General features: G+C 50.5%; 19 protein-coding genes. All 19 read right to left on the reverse strand.

Annotation, left to right across the window (positions count from 1 at the left end; all coding sequences use genetic code 11):
• Positions 1-238 precede the first annotated feature (238 nt).
• The 19 genes from spoVM to BLS15_RS09810 all read right to left on the reverse strand — a co-directional run bounded on the left by spoVM (position 239) and on the right by BLS15_RS09810 (position 22043).
• The gene (spoVM, locus tag BLS15_RS09720) at positions 239-319 is read right to left on the reverse strand and encodes a stage V sporulation protein SpoVM (protein ID WP_019424875.1); all 81 of its coding nucleotides are present in this window, start codon (positions 317-319) and stop codon (positions 239-241) included.
• A gap of 167 nt (positions 320-486) precedes the next feature.
• A complete protein-coding gene (locus tag BLS15_RS09725; RefSeq protein WP_227774553.1) occupies positions 487-882 on the reverse strand; it encodes a hypothetical protein in 396 nt (131 codons plus the stop codon).
• Positions 836-1513: a ribulose-phosphate 3-epimerase gene (rpe, locus tag BLS15_RS09730; RefSeq protein ID WP_021256647.1), complete on the reverse strand. Its 678-nt coding sequence runs from the start codon at positions 1511-1513 to the stop codon at positions 836-838. The genes BLS15_RS09725 and rpe overlap by 47 nt, the downstream gene beginning before the upstream one ends.
• Before the next feature lies 1 nt (position 1514).
• Positions 1515-2432 carry a ribosome small subunit-dependent GTPase A gene (gene rsgA, locus BLS15_RS09735; RefSeq protein WP_028531233.1) on the reverse strand — a complete coding sequence of 306 codons (918 nt, stop codon included), beginning with the start codon at positions 2430-2432 and terminating at the stop codon, positions 1515-1517.
• A 60-nt stretch (positions 2433-2492) separates the two neighbouring features.
• Positions 2493-4643, reverse strand: a complete 2151-nt coding sequence (pknB, locus tag BLS15_RS09740) for a Stk1 family PASTA domain-containing Ser/Thr kinase (RefSeq protein WP_021256649.1) — start codon at positions 4641-4643, stop codon at positions 2493-2495.
• Positions 4640-5413 carry a Stp1/IreP family PP2C-type Ser/Thr phosphatase gene (locus BLS15_RS09745; RefSeq protein WP_021256650.1) on the reverse strand — a complete coding sequence of 258 codons (774 nt, stop codon included), beginning with the start codon at positions 5411-5413 and terminating at the stop codon, positions 4640-4642. The genes pknB and BLS15_RS09745 overlap by 4 nt, the downstream gene beginning before the upstream one ends.
• A gap of 6 nt (positions 5414-5419) precedes the next feature.
• The gene (gene rlmN, locus BLS15_RS09750) at positions 5420-6472 is read right to left on the reverse strand and encodes a dual-specificity RNA methyltransferase RlmN (RefSeq protein ID WP_028531234.1); all 1053 of its coding nucleotides are present in this window, start codon (positions 6470-6472) and stop codon (positions 5420-5422) included.
• Between the two features lie 214 nt (positions 6473-6686).
• Positions 6687-8084: a 16S rRNA (cytosine(967)-C(5))-methyltransferase RsmB gene (gene rsmB, locus BLS15_RS09755; RefSeq protein WP_090511307.1), complete on the reverse strand. Its 1398-nt coding sequence runs from the start codon at positions 8082-8084 to the stop codon at positions 6687-6689.
• Positions 8081-9031 (reverse strand): methionyl-tRNA formyltransferase, encoded by a 951-nt coding sequence (fmt, locus tag BLS15_RS09760; protein WP_090511587.1) that lies wholly within the window; start codon positions 9029-9031, stop codon positions 8081-8083. Before fmt ends, rsmB begins: the two co-directional genes overlap by 4 nt.
• Positions 9032-9034: 3 nt before the next feature.
• A complete protein-coding gene (gene def, locus BLS15_RS09765) occupies positions 9035-9511 on the reverse strand; it encodes a peptide deformylase (protein WP_021256654.1) in 477 nt (158 codons plus the stop codon).
• A gap of 88 nt (positions 9512-9599) precedes the next feature.
• Positions 9600-12281 carry a primosomal protein N' gene (priA, locus tag BLS15_RS09770; RefSeq protein ID WP_254777322.1) on the reverse strand — a complete coding sequence of 894 codons (2682 nt, stop codon included), beginning with the start codon at positions 12279-12281 and terminating at the stop codon, positions 9600-9602.
• On the reverse strand, positions 12274-13608 hold the full coding sequence (coaBC, locus tag BLS15_RS09775; protein WP_090511311.1) for a bifunctional phosphopantothenoylcysteine decarboxylase/phosphopantothenate--cysteine ligase CoaBC: 1335 nt from the start codon (positions 13606-13608) through the stop codon (positions 12274-12276). Before coaBC ends, priA begins: the two co-directional genes overlap by 8 nt.
• 278 nt (positions 13609-13886) lie before the next feature.
• Positions 13887-14105: a DNA-directed RNA polymerase subunit omega gene (gene rpoZ / locus BLS15_RS09780; protein WP_021256657.1), complete on the reverse strand. Its 219-nt coding sequence runs from the start codon at positions 14103-14105 to the stop codon at positions 13887-13889.
• 145 nt (positions 14106-14250) lie between these two features.
• Positions 14251-14829: a guanylate kinase gene (gene gmk / locus BLS15_RS09785; protein ID WP_028531237.1), complete on the reverse strand. Its 579-nt coding sequence runs from the start codon at positions 14827-14829 to the stop codon at positions 14251-14253.
• 13 nt (positions 14830-14842) lie between these two features.
• Positions 14843-15103 (reverse strand): extracellular matrix/biofilm regulator RemA, encoded by a 261-nt coding sequence (gene remA, locus BLS15_RS09790; RefSeq protein WP_005548256.1) that lies wholly within the window; start codon positions 15101-15103, stop codon positions 14843-14845.
• Positions 15104-15139: 36 nt separating this feature from the next.
• Positions 15140-16024 (reverse strand): YicC/YloC family endoribonuclease, encoded by an 885-nt coding sequence (locus BLS15_RS09795; RefSeq protein ID WP_021256659.1) that lies wholly within the window; start codon positions 16022-16024, stop codon positions 15140-15142.
• Between the two features lie 32 nt (positions 16025-16056).
• Complete coding sequence (locus BLS15_RS09800; RefSeq protein ID WP_021256660.1) at positions 16057-17961, reverse strand: bifunctional homocysteine S-methyltransferase/methylenetetrahydrofolate reductase; 1905 nt, start codon at positions 17959-17961, stop codon at positions 16057-16059.
• Between the two features lie 253 nt (positions 17962-18214).
• The gene (gene dapF, locus BLS15_RS09805; RefSeq protein ID WP_021256661.1) at positions 18215-19045 is read right to left on the reverse strand and encodes a diaminopimelate epimerase; all 831 of its coding nucleotides are present in this window, start codon (positions 19043-19045) and stop codon (positions 18215-18217) included.
• Positions 19046-19208: 163 nt separating this feature from the next.
• Complete coding sequence (locus BLS15_RS09810; protein ID WP_021256662.1) at positions 19209-22043, reverse strand: cation-translocating P-type ATPase; 2835 nt, start codon at positions 22041-22043, stop codon at positions 19209-19211.
• Positions 22044-22369: the final 326 nt, after the last annotated feature.

The following is a 22369-nucleotide window of genomic DNA, read 5'->3' on the forward strand; positions in this document are numbered from 1 at the left end:
TGGGGAGTCTTTTTTTATTCTTCCTTATTTTACATGAAATGACATGATTTTATGCCATCTCGCAGGAAACGGTCGGACCTCCGAACGGGACGGAACAACCGTTTCTGCTGCATGCCGGAACCCGCTATCGTTCATATATGTGCTGAGCCTGTTGCTCCGTTCCCGCTGCCCTTCATATACGAATACGTTCGGGTGGTGGATGATGGATACGGATTCAGCATCATGGCCGCCAGGAACGTCAGTTTTTTTGAAACGTATTTAAGATGGCCTTGACGAAACCTCCCAAGAACTTAGGCAGCTTAAACGTATAGAACTTCATACTCCACCCTCCTCGTCATCTCATCTACCCTACACTTCTATTCGCCGACATGTCCGAAAGACCCGTCATGATAAGAAAAAAGGTTACATGAGATCTGTGCTCATGTAACCACTATATGCCGACCCCACAAGCTCTATGCATGGAGAGCAAGCCCGATTCTGAAGGATTCAGGCAGCAGGCGTAGGCAATTGCTTCAAATATGTGACAACTGACATCATGAATAAAAAGATGAAGTAAAACAATACGGACAAGGATACAAACCAGATCCGAATGCTCTTGGTCTGATACCGCTTGAAGAACTTGTATCCAAGAAACAAAGCCCCCACCGAGCATACCAAGTTAATCGGAAAGGTCAAAAATGCATACAATCCTATTAGTGATCCGCACACAAAGCTGTACAGCGTCAGCATTAGCGCTGTTACCCACATGCTTTTCTCCCCTTTGCCACTCAGCAGCATCACGCGCGTTCTCCCACACGCATATCCCATGATGCCGCTGCGCAATCTAGTTGCCGTGTCACCCTCTTCTTGCTGCTTCGCGAAGCACACGAATCGCTTCTGCACGATCCGGTGCCCCATACACCGCGCTGCCTGCCACGAGTACATCCGCTCCCGCTGCTGTAACGAGGCCAGCTGTTGCTGCCGATATTCCTCCATCCACTTCAATATGGACGTCCTGTCTGCCAAGTTCGTTCAGCATTGTACGCAGACGCTTGATTTTATCCGTCATCGAAGAAATGAATTTCTGTCCGCCGAACCCTGGATTGACCGTCATGATGAGGAACAAATCCACATCACCGAGCAGCTCCTCAACAGCCGACAGCGAGGTGCCAGGATTCAACGCGACGCCTGCCTTGGCACCACATTCCTTAATTTGATGCACCACACGATGCAGGTGCGGGCAAGCTTCCGCATGTACGGTGATGACATCGGCTCCTGCCTTAGCAAAATCAGGAACGTACTTCTCCGGCTCCACAATCATGAGGTGAGCGTCCAATGTCAGCTCCGTATGCGGACGGATAGCATCTACAATGAGCGAACCAAACGTCAAGTTCGGAACGAAGCGGCCATCCATCGCATCGATGTGGATCCAGTCGGCGCCACCTCGCTCTACGTCACGAATATCCTCCGCAAGCTTCGCAAAGTCAGCGGACAAAATGGAAGGGGCAATTCGGATGTCGTTCTGCTGTGTCATGTTAGTACCTCCGTTTTTTCTCTTTCATTTCCTCGAAAAATAGCACATAGTGCTCATAGCGGGATTTCGCAATATCGCCTTGCTCCAAAGCCATCTTTACCTGACAACCGGGTTCATGAATATGCGTACAGCCACGGAATTTGCAGCCGTCTGCATATGCTCTGAACTCGCGGAAACAGTCTCCAAGCTGATCAACGCCCAGTTCCAAGAAATCCAGCTGGCTGAATCCCGGAGTATCCGCAATATAGCCGCCACGGGGCAATGCAAGCAGCTCCACATGACGTGTCGTATGCTTGCCTCGACCGAGACGATGGCTGATCTGGTTCGTCTCCAGCGATACGCCGGGCAGCATCGCATTAAGTAGCGATGACTTGCCGACACCAGACTGACCCGCAAATACACTGATGTCTTGATTCAACTTGCTCTCCACTTCACTATAGCCATACCCGCCTCGGGCACTGGTAGAAATAACGTCGTAACCGACATTGGAATACAGACGAATTGTCTCTTCCATCTCCTGACGTGCAGCCGACTGCTCTGTCTCTGGCAGCCCTTCGATGATGTCGCACTTCGTCAACACGATAACCGCATCAAGTCCCGCGTGCTCGATATGTACAAGGAACTTGTCCAGCAATTGGCGGTTCAATACGGGTTCAGCTACCGAGAAGACAAGCGCTGCCAGCCCCACATTCGCAATTGGCGGACGAATCAGTTCTGTCTTCCGCTTCTCAATCTGATCTACCGTACCTTCTCCATTATCCGTCATAGAGAAGGTGACGCGATCCCCGACAAGCGGGGACACGCCTTTCTTCTTGAAAATGCCGCGGGCACGGCACTGAACGACCTCTTCATCTGTAGACTCATCGGGCCGAACATAATAGAAGCCGCTCAGCGCCTTTACAATTAAACCTTCTGGCATATATGTTCCTCCAAGCTCTTCACGTTCCTGCTGTTCATTGCACGGCAGCGAGGCCAACTGTTAGTTCCCAGTTTCCTCACCGCCTGCCCCTGCCTCTCCGTTCTGTCCATCTGTTCCATCCGCAGGAGGTGTGACCCCTTCGCCATTGCCTTGGCCGCCTCCCTGTTCTGGAGTGCCTCCTGGCGGTGTAGTAGCCGGAATATCAGGAGGTGGTGGGATGTGTACCGTTCCCTGCTTCGCATCGGTATAAGAGACAGGATAAGCATCTACGAATTTGCCGTCACGCTCAAAGGACACAGCTCCATCCTTATTTGGTGCAAGAATAAGCTCCACATTGAACGTTTTGGCCGTCGAAATGGTCTCTGTTCCCCATTCCCTCTTCTCTCCGCGTGCATCCGTATAATAGATCCGAATCTTGCTCGACTTGCCTTCCACTTCCGGATACACCGTTAACGGGAACGTATATCGCAATGCCTCAGGCGGATAGCCTGAGCTAATGTAGATACGAACTTCCGCACCCTTCGTCACCGGATCATTTGCCTCGTACGGCTGCTGCTTAATTACCTTGCCTTGTTCTTCATAACTAGGCTCTTCCACAACCCCGTCCCTAGCCAGCTTCAGTCCACTCGATTCAATCGCGGCAATGGCCGCTTCCTTGGTCATGCCTTTCAAGTTCGGCATACCGAACGATTCCTTGCCCTTGCTGACCATAAGCTGAATCGTTGTCTTCTTTGGATCGACCTCCGTATTCGGGCTAGGAGACATGCTGACGACCAGACCTTCTTCCAACTCATCATCATAGACGAGCTTCTTCTCAATCTGTGAATTGTCGAAGCCTAGATCTAACAGCTGCTGTACGACATTGTCGACCGACTTCCCCTTGTAATCAGCAAGCTTCACAAGCGGGGTGCCTTTGCTCACATATAAGCGAATGGTCGAGCCTTCCTTCACCATCGATCCAGGGGGCTTGCTCTGGTCGAAGATTTTCCCCGCCTCGAAGCCTTCCTTATATTCCTCAATTACAGGATCCTCAATCTCAATCTTGAGAGCACCCAGTTCCTTCTGGGCCTCTTGTAACGTCATGTTGATCAGTTTCGGAACTTCAACATCCTTCACAACAAGCACACTCTTCACGTAATACACTACACCGATTAAAATCGCTAGGAATACAACTGTCACACTTGCCCAAATCGCAGGCTTTACCCAAGACTTGCGCTTGCTTGCTCCAGCTGCAGCAGATGATGCGGAGCGCTCAGGAGGCTTTCCCGTCCTTCCCTGAGGGCTAGCTGCATGATCTGACGTCGTGGAGCGAATTGCAGGCATCACCCGCGTTTCTTGGTCGTCATCATAGACAGGCCGCGGCTTGAAAGTAATTTTGGGCTCATGCAGACGTTCAGGCAGCAAGCATGTCTCCAGATCACGCATCATCTCGGCTGCGGATTGATATCGTTCAGCAGGATTTTTGCGCATCGATTTCAGAATGACGTTCTCCACACTCTGAGGAATATGCGGATTAACCACTCTTGGTTCATCGAACGGCTCCTGCAGATGCTTCAGCGCCACGCTGATCGGGCTCTCCCCGAGGAACGGAAGCTTGCCGGTAAGCATCTGATATAACACAATCCCGAGCGAGTATAAGTCAGACTTTTCTCCTGTCGACACGCCTTTCGCGTGCTCTGGAGAAAAATAATGAACCGAGCCGACCACAGATCCAGTCTGTGTGATCGTCGATGAAGTAACCGCGCGTGCAATCCCGAAGTCTGTCACCTTGACGCGGCCGTTCAGGCCAATTAAGATGTTATGCGGTTTAATGTCGCGGTGAATAATATGATTCTGATGGGCATGATCAAGCGCGTCACAGATTTGCGTAGTGATTCGCACCGACTCGTCAACCTGCAGGGGAGCCCGCTCCAGAATAATCTCGTTCAGATTATGCCCTTCCACATACTCCATAACGATAAAGTGAGTATCTTCTTCCTGTCCAACATCATAAATGCTGACTACATTTGGATGAGACAACGATGCAGCAGACTGAGCCTCCCGGCGGAATCGGCGGATAAACTCTTCATCATGAACGAACTGCTGGCGCAATACTTTGACTGCTACATAGCGGTTCAGCAAATTGTCAAGCGCCTTGTACACAAGCGCCATGCCGCCTCCACCAATCCGCGTAATGATCTCATAGCGACCAGACAGTATGGTGCCAATCATGAGCTACCCCCCTCTTCCACAACGCTGTTCTCCAAACGATCCAGAAGGACAATCGTGATGTTGTCATCCCCCCCGGCATCAAGCGCTTGTCCGAGCAGACGATCCGCTTTGACAGGCAGCGGGAGCGAAGGATCAATGACAACCCCCCATATTTGTTCAGCATTCAGCATATTCGTCAATCCATCACTGCATAGAAGCAGCACATCTCCAACACGAATTTCAACAGACAGCAGATCCACTTCCACCTGCTCGTCCGTTCCGAGCGCACGAATAAGTACATTGCGCCGCGGATGACGCTCTGCCTCCTGTGGTTCGATCTGACCGCGCTTCACCAGCTCATTGACTAGTGTATGATCATCCGTCAGCTGCTTGATTCCACTGCGATTAATCACATAGGCTCTACTGTCGCCGATATACCCGATAAATCCTTTCCAATCGGATTTATCGAAGAGGGCTGCGACAATTGTCGTTCCCATGTGATGATACTTCTCATCTTGAGAGGCAATATGAAAAATCGTCTGGTTCGCCCGGATAATCGCCTGTTCAAGCGCACTGCCCAGCATCTCCTGATCCAACTCACCTGGCAATGCTGACAATTCAGATATAACCGTCTCGACAGCAAGTCGGCTTGCAATATCTCCCGCCTGATGTCCACCCATTCCATCGGCTACGATAGCTGCGTAATAGCCGTTCGACAACTCGGACAGGAAAGCACGGTCTTCATTGACCGCACGGACGCGTCCTACATCAGAACGTTGTACAGCTCTCATTTTCGATCACCTCGCATTAGACTCCATATGCTTCGCTCGCAATTGTCCACACGCTGCAGCAATGTCATGCCCCTGCTCCCGGCGTATCGTCGAATTAATACCTCGATCCTGAAGCGCACGGTGGAATGCAAAAATATCGTTGCGAGGGGTACGTACATAATTCCGCTCCGGTACATAGTTGACCGGAATCAAGTTGACATGTGCGAGCATTTCCATACGTTTCAATACATCTGCAAGTTCTTCCGCATGCTCAACCTTATCGTTCACACCGCCAATAAGGGCGTATTCGAAGGTTATACGGCGTCCAGTCTTCACTTGATAATGCTTGAGCGCCTTCATCACTTCCTCGAATGGGAATCTGCGGTTAACGGGCATAAGCTTCGAACGCAGAGCATCATTCGGCGCATGAATTGAAATCGCCAAGTTGATTTGCGTATTCTCGTCAGCAAATTTGTAAATGCTTGGCACAATGCCGCTCGTTGATACCGTAATATGACGTTGTCCGATGTGCAGCCCCTTCTCATGGATCATAATGCGCAGAAACGCCATCGTCGCATCATAATTTTCAAACGGCTCTCCCGTCCCCATAATAACGATGCTGCTCACGCGCTCTTCGGATTCGTCCAGAATTTTCTGCGCAGCGACGACTTGGGCTACAATCTCGCCCGCTGTCAGGTTCCGCTTCAACCCGCCAAGCGTAGAGGCACAGAAGGTACAGCCTACACGGCATCCGACCTGGGTCGTTACACAGATGCTGTTCCCATAACTATGCTTCATAATGACAGTCTCAATCGCATGATCATCGTGTAGTCCGAATAGGAATTTATACGTGCCATCCTGCGATTTCATGTGTGTAATTTCTTTCAGTGTTACAAATTGGAAGCTGTTCTCCAACTTCTCACGAAGCGACTTAGACAAGTTTGACATCCCTTGGAAGTCATCCACACGCTTCACGTATAGCCAATCAAAAATTTGTCCGGCACGGAATGCCGGCTCTCCTTGCTCCTTCAACCATTCTTGAAGCTGTTCAAATGTTAGATCGTATATAAATGGTTTCATTCGTTTGTTCAACCTCTACCTTTCCTCAATCATGCAGTTCGATTTATTTTACCACAAATGGGCGAAATGCTAAAAGCGCGTGTTGCAAGCAGCAGATCTTCCCTGGCTTGAAAAAGAAAGCCGCAACGTTCAAGAAGCCTCGTCTTGAGCGTTGCGGCTTATGCTTCACACCCTATGCAGGTATCAACATCATGCGATTCGCACGATGATATGCTTACTTGCTCTTCTTCAGGCAAGCGATGAAGAAGCCATCCGATTCCGCATCATGCGGCAGTACCTGCAGCATGCCTTCCGGGCTCCGCCTCAGTGCCGCAGCGAGGGGCTCAGCTGGAAGAGCCGCCTTCCACGTATCATCCAGTTCCCAACCTTCATCAGCAGCGTATGCTAGGAAGCGGCGAACCACATCCTCATTTTCCGCACGCTCAACCGTACAAGTTGAATAGACGAGGCGTCCGCCTGGGCGAACCAATTGAGCTGCCTGATCAAGCAGCTCAGCTTGAAGGGAAGCAATAGATGCTACGTCCTCAGGACGCTTGGCCCACTTAATGTCCGGCTTGCGTCGAATGACACCGAAGCCTGTGCACGGTGCATCGAGCAGCACTGCATCAAAGCTGCCAGAAGGCAGTTCGCGGCTTAGTGTGGACGCATCCACATTCATCATCGCTACTGATGTCAAGCCAAGACGTTCAGCCTGATCTGCGATGAGCGCCACCTTATGAGCATGAACATCATTAGCCACTACCTCACCCGTATTGCCCATTCGCTCCGCAATATGTGTCGTCTTGCCTCCAGGAGCTGCACAGCAGTCCAGCACTCGCATGCCAGCCTCAGGACGAAGCGCCTCAACGACGAGCATGGAGCTCTCATCCTGCACAGACAGCTCGCCATTGCGATACCACTTGCTTAACGCCAGATTCCCTGCGCCCTCAGCGACGATTCCATCCTTCGAAAGTGAAGAAGGCATTGCATTCAAGCCTTCCTTCTTCATATCGGCAAGCAGCTTCTCACGATTCGTTCGCAGCGCATTTACACGTACGCTACCGTGCGGAGGACGATTGTTCGCCTCACACATCGCTGCTGTGTCTGCTTCCCCGTAAGCATCGACCCAGTCGGAGACAAGCCAAGCCGGATGCGAATGCTCCCATACAATTCGTGAGACCGGATCTGAACCAGCAGGAGTATCCCATAAATTCGGCTCGCGCATAATCGCTCGCAGCACTCCATTGGCGAAGCCGCCCATGGACTGTCCACCGCGTCGCTTCGCAATCGTAACCGCTTCATTGATGGCGGCATGGGCAGGAATGCGATCCAGATAATGCAGCTGATAGGCTGTCATGCGCAGCAGATTGCGCATCCACGGCTTAAGCTTGGACAAACCACGCTGCACCTTCTGCTCCAGCACACCATCAATCGTATTCAATCGCTGAATCGTTCCGTATACAAGTTCTGTCGCCAGACCTGCGTCAACTCGCGGTAAATTCGCTCCTTGGAGTGCCTGGTTCAATTGCAAATTGCTGTAGGAGTGCTCCTTCTCCACTTGAACAAGCACCTCGAGCGCAACATCGCGTGCTGTCTTGCGCTTCTTCGCGCCTCCCGAATGCTGCTCGCTCACTTCAGCACCATCCCTTGCATCATCTTGCCGCCGCGAACGAATTCGCTAGCAGCCATTGCCTTCTTGCCAGCAGGCTGAACCTCGGTCAGCCACAATGTGCCTGCACCTGTCTGAACCTCAATGCCGCGTGGGCTAAGTGTCAACACAGTTCCCGGCTCCTGCGATCCCTTGGATGCATCAGCCTCTGCCTTGCTCGGCGCCTCACAAGCCCACACCTTGAATACCTCATCGTTCCACAACGTAAATCCGCCAGAGAACGGTACAAGGCCACGAACCTGATTGAAAATCTCACGCGCAGAGTGTGACCAATCGATCTTCTCATCCTCGCGCTTCAAGTTAGGGGCGTAAGTTGCTTCCTCATGAGGCTGTGGTATCGCCTGGATACGACCTGCGATTAGATCCGGCAGCGTATCGATCAGAAGCTGTGCTCCTGCAGCGCTTAACTTCTGGAACATCGTGCCGGCATTGTCCTCGTCCGTAATCGGCACTTCAATCGGTCTGATCATATCGCCTGTATCCATGCCTTCCGCCATATACATAATCGTTACGCCAGTCACCGGCTCACCATTCATGATCGAACGCTGAATTGGTGCACCTCCACGGTACTTCGGCAGAAGTGAACCGTGTACATTAATACAGCCGAGACGCGGAATATCAAGCACAGACTTCGGCAGAATCTGTCCATAAGCTGCAGTAACAATAAGATCCGGCTCCAAAGCGCGAATATCCTCTATCGTGGTAGAGGTACGAAGCTTCTCCGGCTGCCATACAGGAATCCCATGCTCCAGCGCAGCAGCCTTCACTGGTGTAGGCGTCAGCACACGTTTACGCCCTACCGGACGATCCGGCTGAGTAACCACCGCTGCAACTTCGTACCCTTCCTTTAACAAATTCTCCAAGCAAGGAACCGCGAACTCAGGCGTCCCCATAAATACAATCTTCGTCATCATTTATTCCCTGCCTTCGCGGGGCACCTCATATACCCGTTCTGCAATCTCGGTGAACAATACACCGTTCAAATGGTCGATCTCATGCTGGAATGCACGCGCCAAGAAATCTTCAGCTTCGACCGTAATTTCACGGCCATTGCGGTCAAGCCCTTTTACCGTGATTTTCTGATGGCGGAGTACGTCGCCATTGATTCCTGGAATGCTCAAGCAGCCTTCTGGGCCAAGCTGTTCTCCTTCCGCAGACAGGATAACAGGGTTCACCATCTCGATCAATCCATGCTCATCGCCGACATCTACAACAATGACACGCTTCAAGATACCGATCTGCGGTGCAGCAAGTCCGACACCTTCAGCATGGTACATCGTATCTGCCATATCTGTCAGCAGCTTCTGAATATTCGGCGTAATCTTAGGAACTTCCTTTGCTATTTGATGCAAAACCTCATCTGGTTCGTGTACAATAATTCGTAATGCCATCGGGCACACCTTCCTTTTTGAATCGTTTATTTATAGTTTATTCACCATATACGCTGATGACGAATGCTCCAGTGCTTTATATTCATCTCTACATCATCATTTGCGGGTCGATATCTACATTGAACCATACATCCTGTTCTTTGGATACCATGTCGAACTCCTTCATCGCATCTGCCATCAAAGAGGACAAATCAACATTTCCTCTGCTCTTGATAATGCATTGGAACCGGTAGCGGTTCTTAATTCGCGGAATTGGAGAAGCAACTGGCCCCAAAATTTCAACCGCATTGGCTGCTTCGTTCAGCCCATGAAGCCATCCTCGCTGCTCAGCCAGCTCCTTCAGCCGCAGGGCAGCGTTCTCTGCAACACGCACGAGCAGCGGCAGCTGTTCATGTGTCATAGAGAGCAAGGCCAATCGACAAAAAGGCGGAACCATCTGCTGCCTTCTATGCCTTAGCTCATCTGAGGCGAAAGCCGAGTAATCATGCTGGGCAGCATGGGTAATGGAATAATGTTCCGGTGCATACGTCTGCACAATTACTTCGCCTGGCAGCTGATGTCTGCCTGCACGGCCTGCGACCTGCGTAAGAAGCTGGAATGTCTTCTCCGCCGCTCGGAAGTCCGGCATGTGCAGCGCAGAATCCGCAGCGATAACACCTACCAATGTCACATAAGGGAAATCAAGTCCCTTCGCGACCATCTGCGTCCCCAGCAGTACATCTGCCTTGCGTTCACCGAACTGGGCAAGCAGACGTTCATGCGATCCCTTCTCCGTCGTCGTGTCCACGTCCATCCGAATGACACGTATGCCCGGAAAACGCTTGGCTAGCTGCTCTTCAACACGCTGTGTCCCTGTGCCAAAGTAGCGTATATGCTCGCTTTCGCATGAGGGACAGACGACTGGTGCCCGTTCCGCGTACCCACAATAATGACAGCGCATATGCCCAGACTTCATATGATAAGTCAGCGAAATATCACATTCAGGACATTGGGCAACATACCCACACGTCCGGCACATCACGAATGTGGAGTAACCACGTCGATTCAACAGCAGAACTGTCTGCTCTCCCCGTTCGATCCGCTCCTCCAGCGCCTTCTCCAGCGGAGCGCTGAACATCGAGCGATTGCCTATCTTCAGCTGCTCACGCATATCCACAATCGTCACGGGCGGAAGCGCTCTGCCACCAACGCGGGTTGGCATGGCCAGCGGAGCCAAATCCCAAGCAGGCGGCTCCAGCCCTGACGGCGGAGCTTCATATCCATGAAGCTTGGTCGCGTAATACGTCTCCATAGAGGGCGTCGCTGATCCAAGCACAACAACGGCGTCATGCAGTCTAGCTCGCTCTACGGCCACATCGCGGGCATGATACTTCGGTGTCTCCTCCTGCTTATAAGAGGTTTCATGTTCTTCATCCATAATGATAAGACCGATATGCTCAAATGGAGCAAATATGGCAGAACGCGCTCCAATCGCGACCTGAACGCGCCGCTCTCGTATTTTCCTCCACTCATCGTAACGCTCCCCTTGGGACAGGCGACTGTGCATAACAGCCACCTTTGAGCCGAATCGTCCCTTGAACCGCTCTACCATTTGAGGGGTCAGTGATATTTCCGGTACCAGCACGATCGCTTGTCTGCCGGAACGGAGACAGCGGTCGATTGCCTGCAAGTATACTTCTGTTTTGCCGCTTCCGGTCACGCCGTGGAGAAGAAATGATTGTGCAGAGCCCTCATCCAGCATTTCGGTAATTCGGCTTAGAACGCCCTGCTGCTCTTCTGTTAGTGGCAGCGGTTGAGTCGGCTTGAAGCGCCGGTCGGCGTATGGATCACGCATAACCTCAACCTCGTCGACGACGATCAATCCTTTGCCTTCCAAGGCTTTCACCGCAGAAGCATTGAGCGAGCGAAGCGGAAGTTCCCCGCCAAATTCAAGAAGCTGCCGAAGCAATTCCTGCTGACGGCGAGCGCGAGCGCCAATCTCCACCGCTGCTTGCTCAGCCTGATCCGGTTCCACAGCAAGGCGAACACGCTTCAGCTTCTTCACGCCGATACGATCTTTAATTCGCTCCGTCTCCACGAGCCACCCGTGCTGCATCGCCTCTTTGATTAGGGCGGCTCCGGCTGGGAATGCCTGCAGCAGCTTATCGGCAGCGATTGGCTCGTTCCGTTCTACATAAGCAAGCAGTTCAGCGGTGAGGCTGTCCGCAAGCAGTTTATGCGGCATAAGCTCAAGTTGATCGGGAAGCTGCGTGTCCACAATTGAAGGATCGTCAGCCTTCATCTGCTCTTCATGAAGGCGTGTGTGATGCATATACAACACCGCATCTTCCCCAAGTTGAACGGCCTTCTCCCGTTTGCCCTTCATTGCGCCGGGAATCATAACCTGCAGCGCTGCCGTCAAAGTACATACATAGCGGTCACTCATCCACTTCGCAAGCTGCACCAAATCAGGACGCAGAGGAGGGACAATGTCGAGCAGCTGCTGGATGGGCTTCAATCTAGACTTCGGCACATCCGTCGTATCTGACAGTCCGATGACGAATCCTTGTACGGTTCTCCCGCCAAAAGGAACCCCAACTCTGCTGCCAATTTCGAGCCATGCCTCCATATCCTGCGGCACTGCATAATCAAATGGGCGATTCGTTGCCTTGCTAGATACATCAACAATGACCTGAGCCACATTGCAGCGAGTTCCTTCATCCAAGACTGTGGCCCCCACCGCATGGAACAAAGGCTCATGTGCAGGCATCCAGTCATGTTCACTACTCAATCGGATGCACCTCTTCAGCGCCTGCCAGCACCCGGGTCGGATCCTTCATTCTCAATGCAGCCAACTGCAATATACGCTTCGCAACCCCGCTCTTCTCCATAAGCGGAATTCGTTCTACAAGACCTTCCGCGTCATAAATCGATACCTCATTGTTATCAGATCCAAATCCACCTTCTGATCGCGATACATCATTCGCAACGATGAGATCAAGCCGTTTGCGGCGCAGCTTGTCTGCCGCGTATTGATCAACATGCTCCGTCTCTGCGGCAAAGCCAACGAGGAATTGCTTCGATTTTTGGCGCCCAAGCTCTTCTAAAATATCCGGGTTCCGTTCCAACTCAATGATGAGACGTTCCCCAGTCTTTTTCAACTTTTGAGGTGCCCGCGCGACCGGACGATAGTCCGCAACTGCTGCTGTCTTCACAACCAGATCAATCTCTGGATAGCGGCTCATGACTTCCTCGTACATATCCTGTGTGGATTCCACGCGGACAATCGTTACCCCTTCTGGCGGGCATACTTGCGTTTGTCCTGCTACTACGACCACCTGGGCCCCCATATTTCGCGCCGCCTCTGCGATAGCAAATCCCATCTTGCCTGAGGAATCATTCGTTATATAGCGAACGGGGTCAATACGTTCAACAGTCCCACCTGCTGTGACAAGTACCGTTTTGCCATATAGAAGCAGTTCTTCTTGTGCAGCAGCTTCTGGCGGTACGCCAGAGCCATTCGCCTTGACGCTTGTCATCACATTGCTCGGCCCGAATCTCTCAGGCAGCTTGTTGGAAGCCATCCACTGTTTGAGCTGCTCGATGATATGCTCGGGCTCTGCCATTCTTCCCTTGCCTGTATAACCGCAGGCGAGGAGGCCCTCTTCTGGCTCTATGAAGTGGACTCCACGCTCGCGCAGCATCCCCATGTTATGCTGAACTGCAGGATGGACATACATATGTACATTCATCGCTGGCGCAACAATGACAGGAGCCGTCGTTGCAAGCAGCGTTGTCGTCAGCATATCATCCGCAAGCCCGTGTGCCATCTTCCCAATTACATTCGCTGTTGCAGGTGCTACCAGAATCAGATCAGCCCGATCCGCCAAGTCAATATGAGAGACGACAGATGCATCCCTCTCGTCAAACGTATCTGTATATACGAGATGACGAGATAGCGTTTGGAAAGTCAACTCGGTAATGAATTCCGTTGCCGATTTCGTCATAATGACGTGAACTTCTGCACCTTCCTGCTTCAGCTTGCTGCACAAGGCAGCAGCTTTATAAGCGGCAATGCCTCCAGTAACTCCGAGCACTATCGTTTTCCCTTGCAACATTGTATCCCGCCTTTCCGTTCAGCCGACATTCCCTTTGCCGCTAGCTATTCATGACCATACTGCATGCGATTAATCAGCCAGATATGCCGCCAAACGTATCATTCTTTAGGAATTATTGCTATTCCAGTACTTCCTTGTTCCTTCTTCTTGAAAAAAATAACAACCTTGCGGTTGTTATCCATTTTCAAGCTTGTATGAACTTCCGTCCTGCTATGCGCCGCTGGTCAACTCGACTTCATTCTCTGACCAAGTCTTCCAGCTCGCATTTACAGTTGTATTTATTCACCTGGTTGAAGCTGACTGTGGTCTTGCTCCGTGTGAATGTAATCGCCATAAATTTCTTCCAAAGCCACGCCCACTTGTTTATGGGATTTTGCGTTTTTCAATTCCGTACGACCGCCTTCACGCAATTGGCGTGCGCGGCGTGAAGCTGCAACTACCAAAGAATATTTACTGTCAACCTTTTTCATCAATTCATCAATGGAAGGATAAAGCATGGTTCAGCACTCCTTTTTTTGTATCCTCGCTTCTGACGCAGACGCCCAGCAGATAATATATGCCGTTTATCCATGTTATAGAAGCCGCTCTCTTCTAATAACCGTGACAAGGCACACTTCTGATGAAAGTGCGCCTTGCTGCAGCTTATTCGTGAGTTCTAATCTTACAATGTTCGGCAATGATGATGCTCTCTATACGCTTGCACGCAAGATCAATCTCATCATTAACGACCGCGTAATCATAGTTCTCCATTAACGCAATCTCTTCAACGGCTACGTTCATCCGGGAATCGATAACGTGCTCCTGCTCCGTACCGCGTCCACGAATGCGATCCTTCAGTTCGTCGAGCGATGGCGGAAGCAAGAAGATGAAAATTCCGTTCGGGAATTTCTCCTTCACCTTCATTGCACCCTGCACTTCGATTTCCAAAATAACATCACGGCCTTCAGTCAACTTCTGTTCAACGAAGTCACATGGTGTTCCGTAATAGTTACCTACGTATTCCGCATATTCAAGTAGGCGATCTTCCTCGATCATCTGCATGAATTCTTCGCGTGATTTGAAGAAATAATTCACACCATCTACTTCGCCGGCCCGCGGCTCGCGTGTCGTTGCAGACACGGAATAAGTAAGATCGTTGGTTTTCTTCAGTAAAGCTTTGCATACTGTGCCCTTACCGACGCCAGATGGGCCGGACAGCACAATTAATAACCCCTTCTTCATCTTCGTCTCCATCTTATTCGTCGTTGTCGTCATCCTTTGTAGATAGACGGTGAGCTACCGTTTCAGGCTGCACAGCGGACAAAATGACATGGTCACTGTCCGTAATAATTACGGCACGCGTGCGTCGGCCGTATGTAGCGTCAATCAGCATATGACGGTCTCGAGCCTCTTGAATGATTCGTTTAATTGGAGCCGATTCCGGGCTCACAATTGAAATGATCCGGTTGGCAGATACGATATTACCAAATCCGATATTGATTAGCTTAATCGCCATTACAGGTCCTCCCTCTACTTTCGAGCGCTCCACAATTTATTCAATATTCGCTGCTTGTTCGCGAATTTTCTCCAGCTCCGCTTTCATTTCAACGACGCGGTTCGTTATTTCCAAATGATTCGCCTTGGAGCCGATGGTGTTCGTTTCGCGGTTCATTTCTTGTACAAGAAAATCAAGCTTGCGTCCTATCGCTTCATTACTTTCGAGCAGTCGTCCGAACTGTTCGAAATGGCTCTTCAGCCGCGTCAGTTCTTCATCAATGTTGGAGCGTTCCGCAAACAGTGCCACTTCCAGTGCAAGCTTATGCTCGTCCATTGGAAAACTGGCATCCAACAGTTGTTCGATACGTTGTTTCAGTTTCGCTCGATAATCGGTCACAACGACCGGAGCCCATTCTGTGAGTTCCGAATGGAGCAATTCCAACCGGCTCAGTCGTTCCGCCAAATCTCGGTTGAGGTGGCTGCCTTCCATGGCGCGCATCCTGCACAATCCATCCATTGCTTCCAGCAATCCCGATTCCAGAGAAGCAGCAAGCTCCTCCTCCGACCAAGAGGTTAACTCTCTAACCGTGAACAAATCAGGAAGCGAGAGCAAGTCGGTAACCGACAAATCTCCCGCTACACCATACTCACTTTGAACTTTCGCAGAAGCTTGAAGATACGCTTCGAGCGTTTGCCGATTCAATTCCACAACCGACTTAACCTCGCCGTTCCGCTCCTTATTCATAAACACATCGATTCGGCCGCGACTAACCTTCTGCTGAACGATGCGCCGAAGACGATCCTCATAGCATGTCCATTCTCTCGGCAAGCGAAGCACAGCTTCGCAGTAACGATGGTTAACAGACTTCGCTTCAATCGTTATCTTGTACCCGCCAATCTCGCGGGTAGACTGACCGTAACCAGTCATACTATAGACCACGGGCACCACATCCATTACCCTATTTTAATTGATTATGTCAGACGATACAAGGGGTCTGCCTGGCGTTCCGCTTTTTCCCATACATACTGGGTCAATTCGGCTGTCATTTCATAGAACATGAACGGCGTCATGAAGTAGATACCCTTAAAATGGGTAAGCGCGACATCCAGCAGTTCCTTCGCGATGGCGACCCCTTCCTTGCGCCCAGCTTCCCCTTCTAATCCGCTCATTCTACTACGTACTTCATCGGACAGTTGGATACCGGGAACCTCATTGTGGAGATATTCAGCATTGCGTCCGCTCGCAAGCGGCATAATGCCGATAAAGACTGGTACATTAAGATGTTTCGTAGCTTCTGCTATCCGTACAATTAACTCTTTATCATAGACAGGCTGCGTCATAATGTAATCTGCGCCGGCTTCGATTTTCCGTTCCAAACGCGCAATCGCTTTATCCAGATGCTTCACATTCGGATTGAATGCGCCGCCAACGACGAACTTCGCCTTCTGCTTGAGCGGCTTGCCTGAGAATGCGAGACCGCTATTCAACTGCTTAATCATCCGAATAATCTCGAAAGAGGTCATGTCGTATACCGAGCTCGAGTCAGGAAGATCACCGAATCGGGCCGGATCTCCTGTTACAGCGAGCACGTGGTCAATGCCAAGTGCATGAAGGCCCATCATGTGGGACTGAGTTCCTATCAGATTGCGATCTCGGCATGCGATATGGACAAGCGGGCGAATGCCGACTTTATCAAGTGCCATGTAACCAAGAGCCAAGTTGCTCATTCTGGTAACGGCAAGTGAATTATCTGCCAACGTCAGGGCGTCAACCCCCGCCTCCTTCAATACCTGCGCACCCTTCATGAACTTCGATACATCCAGATCACGAGGCGGATCCAGCTCCACGATGACTGTATGACGGGATCGCACCATATCGACTATTGATTCCTCAGCATCGTGTCCATGATCACAGCCGTCGTAGCAAGCAGCACCGTCATGCCAAAGCATAGATTCTGATTCCTCTTCAATAATGATGCTTTCCACAGGCTGCACAGGGAGCTCAGGAACTTCCACATCCCGAAGTGCTTCTACGATCGCCGCAACATGTTCAGGTGTCGTTCCGCAGCAGCCGCCGACAATCCGAGCACCCATCTGCACGAATTTAACCGCGCTTTGCGCCATATATTCTGCGGATGCAACGAAGTTGTAGCGTCCATCGACATAATCAGGCAGACCTGCATTTGGAAATGCAGACAACGGCAGGTCGATACGCCCTTGAACACCCTCTAGCGCACGCAGCACGCCATTCGGACCCATATGGCAGTTCAAGCCAACTACATCCGCTCCGTCGTCACGCAAGACGCGGAATGCTTCCAGCAAGCTCTTGCCATCCTTCGTTCTCCGAGATTCCTCCACGGCGAATTGACAGATTACAGGAACATCTTGATCCAGTTCACGCACCACTTGCAAGGCAAGACGCATTTCTTCCAGATCGTAGAAGGTCTCAAACATAATGCCGTCAACGCCTTCTTCCAGCATGGCCGACATCTGTTCATGATAATCTCGAATGACTTGGTTGGTATGAACATTCTCACGTTTACCTGCTCGAATAGAACCAAGCGCACCTATCACATAAGCTTGATTTCCTGCTGCTTCACGGGCAAGGCGGACAGCCGCTCTATTAATATCCTTAACGAGATGCTCTTTGCCATGTCTGTAGAGCTTCTCCCGATTCGCAGTGAATGTATTCGTCTCTAGCAGACCCGAACCTGCATCCACATACTGCTTATGGATATTTCGGATCACATCTGGATCGGTGACATTCAGTATTTCATACGAAATACCAACAGGATACCCAAGTTGATACAAATACGTCCCCATTGCACCATCGCCAATTATGATTTGCTCGTGCAGTGCTTCCCGAAAGTTCTTCATCCTGTCTCGCACCCCAATCTCCCATCGTTGATGAATCCTCTGTATATAGTAGTAACTTGCTTAGTAAACATTCTATCAAGAAACCGCGGTTCATCAAGTAAAATCGCCCATTTTGTTCATCTTTTTTTGAAAAACTCATAGAATTTCCACCAAAATACTGTGTTATACGTACATCACAGCATAAAAAGAGGCCAGCTGCATCGATTACAGCTGACCCCTCATGTTCTTATCTCATCCAGTTTTATTAAGTTCCTTACTCCCATACACCATCAAATACAAATGTTGCAGGCCCTGTCATGTAGACATGATTATCCGCAGCATTCCATTCAATAAATAAGTCTCCTCCTGCAAGCGATACAGTTACCGCTCTGTCCGTCAACCCATTAAGGACACTCGATACGAGCGTCGCGCAAGCACCTGTTCCACATGCAAGGGTAGCCCCTGCTCCCCGCTCCCATACTCGCATCGTGACATGATCGCGTGTATGAATAGAGACAAACTCTACATTGATGTTCCGCGGAAAATAAGAGTGACTCTCCAACAGCGGACCCCATCCATGGATATCGAACGTTGCTGCATCATCCACATAGATGACACAGTGTGGATTACCCATAGATACTGCCGTAAACGTAAAAGCGTGGCCGCCTGCTTCAATTGGCTGGTCAATGACAGCAGGCTTATCAAATACCGTTGGTACCTGCAGCCCTTCAAGCACTGGCTCTCCCATATCTACACGCACAGCATGAACGCATCCGTCCTCACGAATGATCTGAACATGCTGCACACCAGCCTGAGTCTCGATCGTAAGCTCATCTCGCTTCACATATCCATGCTCCACGACATAGGTCGAGACACATCGAATCGCATTACCGCACTGTTCAGCTTCTGACCCATCCGAATTAATAATTCGCATTCTCACATCAGCAGATTCAGAAGGCAATATATATACAAGACCGTCAGCACCAATACCGAAATGGCGATTACAGACTGCAACCGCCAATTCAGATACGTTAGCTGGAAGCTCCTGCTCTCCATGAACAATAACGAAATCATTGCCGAGTCCATGCATCTTTGTAAATTTCATCGCAATCAACCTTTCATACGGCAAACTCAGTTTGCATTATTGACCATATTTGAGTCATTCATAACAACTCAAAGTTTACCGAATCAAGGCTTATTAATCTATAAACCTAGTGGAGTAATATTTGCACTTTTTTCATAAATACATTCTTCAACATTTACCAACTTCAAGCCGCTCTTCGATTGGAGGTATAGGCGGGATTCGCCCCACTTGGCCGTCCCGACTTCTTGCCGGTCAGGACTGATCCGATCCCCATCAAGAAGGTTGGAATTCCAGCCATAACAAATGTAATCGCCCAATCTCTGAAGTTGAGCGGAACCGTCTTGAATATTGGCTGCAACGACTCGATATAGAGCACACCAAGCAGAAGCACAACCGAGGAGGCAACTGCCAGCACCAAGTAGCGGTTCTGGAAGAAATTCCGATGGAAAATCGAACGAGAGCTTCGGCAATCAAACACATGGATAAGCTGGGCTAGTACGAGTGTCGCAAATGCAACGGATTGAGCCTTCGTAAGCTGTGCAGCACTGTCTGGATCCGTACTCCATGTAAGCCAAAATGCGATTAACGTACATACCCCAATCAAGATGCCTCGGCTAATAATTTTCCAACCCAATCTCCGTGAGAAGATACTTTCCTTTGCAGACCGCGGCCGATGCTCCATTAAATCCTTCTCAGGCTGATCGACGCCGAGCGCCATTGCAGGCAGCCCGTCAGTCACCAGATTCACCCATAAAATTTGTATCGGTACAAGCGGCAAGGGAAGTCCTAGTATCATGGCAAGGAACATGACTAATATTTCCCCTACGTTCGAAGCTAGTAAGTATCGTATAAATTTGCGAATATTCTCGTAAATGCCGCGTCCTTCCTCAATAGCCGCTACGATCGTTGCAAAATTATCATCGCTCAGGATGAGCGATGAGGCTTCTTTGGTTACATCGGTACCTGTTTTCCCCATCGCAATGCCGATATCTGCAGCCTTAATGGCAGGAGCATCATTGACACCGTCCCCTGTCATCGCCACAACATGACCCTTGCGCTGTAATGCCTTAACGATTCTCAGCTTATGCTCTGGTGAAACCCTCGCATATACATAGGTTTTGTCCACGACCTTATCCAGCGCGTCATCATCCATCATAGCAAGCTGCACCCCGCTCATCGTTAATCCGCCGCGCGGGATGATGCCGAGCTGATTGGCGATCGCTTCTGCAGTCAATTGATGATCACCCGTAATCATTACCGTCTTAATTCCAGCACGTCTGCAGATAGCAATGGCTTCTCTTGCCTCGCGGCGCGGCGGATCGATCATGCCCGCTAATCCTGCGAACACGAGCTGGGATTCCACTGCAGATTCATTCTCCGCATCTTCGCTTGGCTTCATTTCACGATAGGCAAGTCCCAGTACACGGAGCGCCTGCTTCGCCATAGCTTCGTTCGCTGCTAATGCCTTCTGCTTCAATGTGGCCGTGAATGGAACGACCTTGCCATCCCACAGTGCATAGCTGCACCGTTCCAGCAGCACATCAGGCGCACCCTTCACCAAAGCGAGACGACCACCCTGATGCTTCACAATGACAGACATCCGCTTGCGATCCGAGTCAAAAGAAATTTCTCCAACGCGTTCATACACGGCGGACAATGACTGCGGCGTCATCCCTAACTTCGCAGCCAGTACAACCAGTGCTCCTTCTGTTGGATCACCCTTAATGTCCCAGATCGGCCTCAACTCTTCCTTTTCCTTGCCCGCAGTTTGCTTACCGTTCTTCCCTTTTTTACGTTCAGACGGAGCGGCTTGTTGTTCGGTCGGATAAGATTCGATGAGGGTGGCATTATTGCACAATGCACTGATCTGCAACACTCGGCGCAGCGACTGATCGTGCTTCAAATCCAACTGCTTGCCTAGTTCCGTAATTTGTCCAGTCGGCTCAAATCCTTCCCCGCTAACTTCAAGTGAACGACCACCTGTCCATATGCGGGTTACCGTCATCTTATTCTGCGTAAGTGTTCCTGTTTTGTCCGAGCATATGACAGAAGCGCACCCTAACGTCTCCACAGACGGCAGCTTGCGAACGATAGCCTTGCGCTTGATCATGCGCTGAACACCCAGGGCTAGCGCAATCGTAACGATCGCTGGCAGTCCTTCAGGAATTGCAGCAACGGCCAAGCTGACACCCGCCAAAAACATCGTCATCGCGGGTTGTCCATGCATAATACCAGCAGCCACAACCACTACCGTCACCAGAAGGGCGACGATAATTAGAATTTTGCCTAATTGCTCAAGACGATGCTGCAGCGGAGTTTCCATCGATTCGGTGTTTTCGATCAGATCTGCGATTTTCCCCATCTCGGTGTCCATACCCGTTCGAATAACAACGCCTTTGCCGGAGCCGCGGGTAACCATTGTGCCCATGAATCCGATATTCTTCATGTCTCCTAACGGGATATCTTCCTTGTCTATCGGCTTGGCATGCTTGCCGACAGGTACTGACTCTCCCGTCAAGGCTGATTCCTCAGCATACAAGCTGTTCGTCTCAAACCAACGGATGTCGGCAGGCACACGATCTCCGCTCTCCAGAAGCACGATGTCTCCGGGTACAAGCTCACTCGCGGGCACACTGCGCACTTGCTTGTTGCGAAGCACATTGGCCGTAGGCGCAGACATCTGCTTTAATGCATGAAGCGATCGTTCCGCTCGAAACTCTTGAATGAAACCGAGTACAGCATTCAGTGAAATAATCGCAATAATCGTTATGGCATCAAGATACTCTCCGAGTATCCCAGATACGAGCGTAGCACCGGCAAGAACCAGTACCATGAAATCTTTAAATTGGTTTAAAAACAAGGTGATCGGCGAGATGCGCGCTCCTTCAGACAGCTCATTATGCCCGAAACGCGTTTGGCGAGACGCCGCTTCTTCATCAGAGAGCCCTTCTTCCCTGTGGACTCCCAGCGCTTGAAGCAATTGCTCCGAAGATGCCTGGTGCCACTTCATTTGATCCATGGTTCGTACCCCTTTCCATTCCCGTTATTGTTCCGTATGATAGCCTTGCAAAAGTGTCCAAGCAGACAGCCTCTACGCTATAGGTATTCGGACGAGTCCAAAAATATCCCAACGATCCAAGAGACACTTAAGTTTTCATTAAAAATATGGCATGATAGGAGATACAGCATATTGACGTCCGTCATATGCGCTTTTGTTCACAAATGAAGGATGATCAGTTCCCGCTACTAGAACGAAGCACGGTATATGTAGAGCATATGCTCAGATATACCGCTTGCTGCGGCAGGCTTGCCGAGGAATTGAATTTCGATAGACAGGAGTTAGTT

The sequence above is a fragment of the Paenibacillus sp. cl6col genome (assembly GCF_900102125.1).
Classification (GTDB): domain Bacteria; phylum Bacillota; class Bacilli; order Paenibacillales; family Paenibacillaceae; genus Paenibacillus_B; species Paenibacillus_B suaedae.

Excerpts from the sequence above, each read along its gene's own strand:
- rpe (WP_021256647.1), bottom strand. The coding sequence starts at position 1,513 with ATGACACAGCAGAACGACATCCGAATTGCCCCTTCCATTTTGTCCGCT.
- rpoZ (WP_021256657.1), bottom strand. The coding sequence starts at position 14,105 with ATGCTTTATCCTTCCATTGATGAATTGATGAAAAAGGTTGACAGTAAA.
- rlmN (WP_028531234.1), bottom strand. The coding sequence starts at position 6,472 with ATGAAACCATTTATATACGATCTAACATTTGAACAGCTTCAAGAATGG.
- pknB (WP_021256649.1), bottom strand. The coding sequence starts at position 4,643 with ATGATTGGCACCATACTGTCTGGTCGCTATGAGATCATTACGCGGATT.
- BLS15_RS09800 (WP_021256660.1), bottom strand. The coding sequence starts at position 17,961 with ATGAAGAACTTTCGGGAAGCACTGCACGAGCAAATCATAATTGGCGAT.
- fmt (WP_090511587.1), bottom strand. The coding sequence starts at position 9,031 with ATGACGAAGATTGTATTTATGGGGACGCCTGAGTTCGCGGTTCCTTGC.
- def (WP_021256654.1), bottom strand. The coding sequence starts at position 9,511 with ATGGCATTACGAATTATTGTACACGAACCAGATGAGGTTTTGCATCAA.
- gmk (WP_028531237.1), bottom strand. The coding sequence starts at position 14,829 with ATGAAGAAGGGGTTATTAATTGTGCTGTCCGGCCCATCTGGCGTCGGT.
- rsgA (WP_028531233.1), bottom strand. The coding sequence starts at position 2,432 with ATGCCAGAAGGTTTAATTGTAAAGGCGCTGAGCGGCTTCTATTATGTT.
- spoVM (WP_019424875.1), bottom strand. The coding sequence starts at position 319 with ATGAAGTTCTATACGTTTAAGCTGCCTAAGTTCTTGGGAGGTTTCGTC.
- dapF (WP_021256661.1), bottom strand. The coding sequence starts at position 19,045 with ATGAAATTTACAAAGATGCATGGACTCGGCAATGATTTCGTTATTGTT.
- remA (WP_005548256.1), bottom strand. The coding sequence starts at position 15,103 with ATGGCGATTAAGCTAATCAATATCGGATTTGGTAATATCGTATCTGCC.
- coaBC (WP_090511311.1), bottom strand. The coding sequence starts at position 13,608 with ATGTTGCAAGGGAAAACGATAGTGCTCGGAGTTACTGGAGGCATTGCC.
- BLS15_RS09745 (WP_021256650.1), bottom strand. The coding sequence starts at position 5,413 with ATGAGAGCTGTACAACGTTCTGATGTAGGACGCGTCCGTGCGGTCAAT.
- BLS15_RS09810 (WP_021256662.1), bottom strand. The coding sequence starts at position 22,043 with ATGGATCAAATGAAGTGGCACCAGGCATCTTCGGAGCAATTGCTTCAA.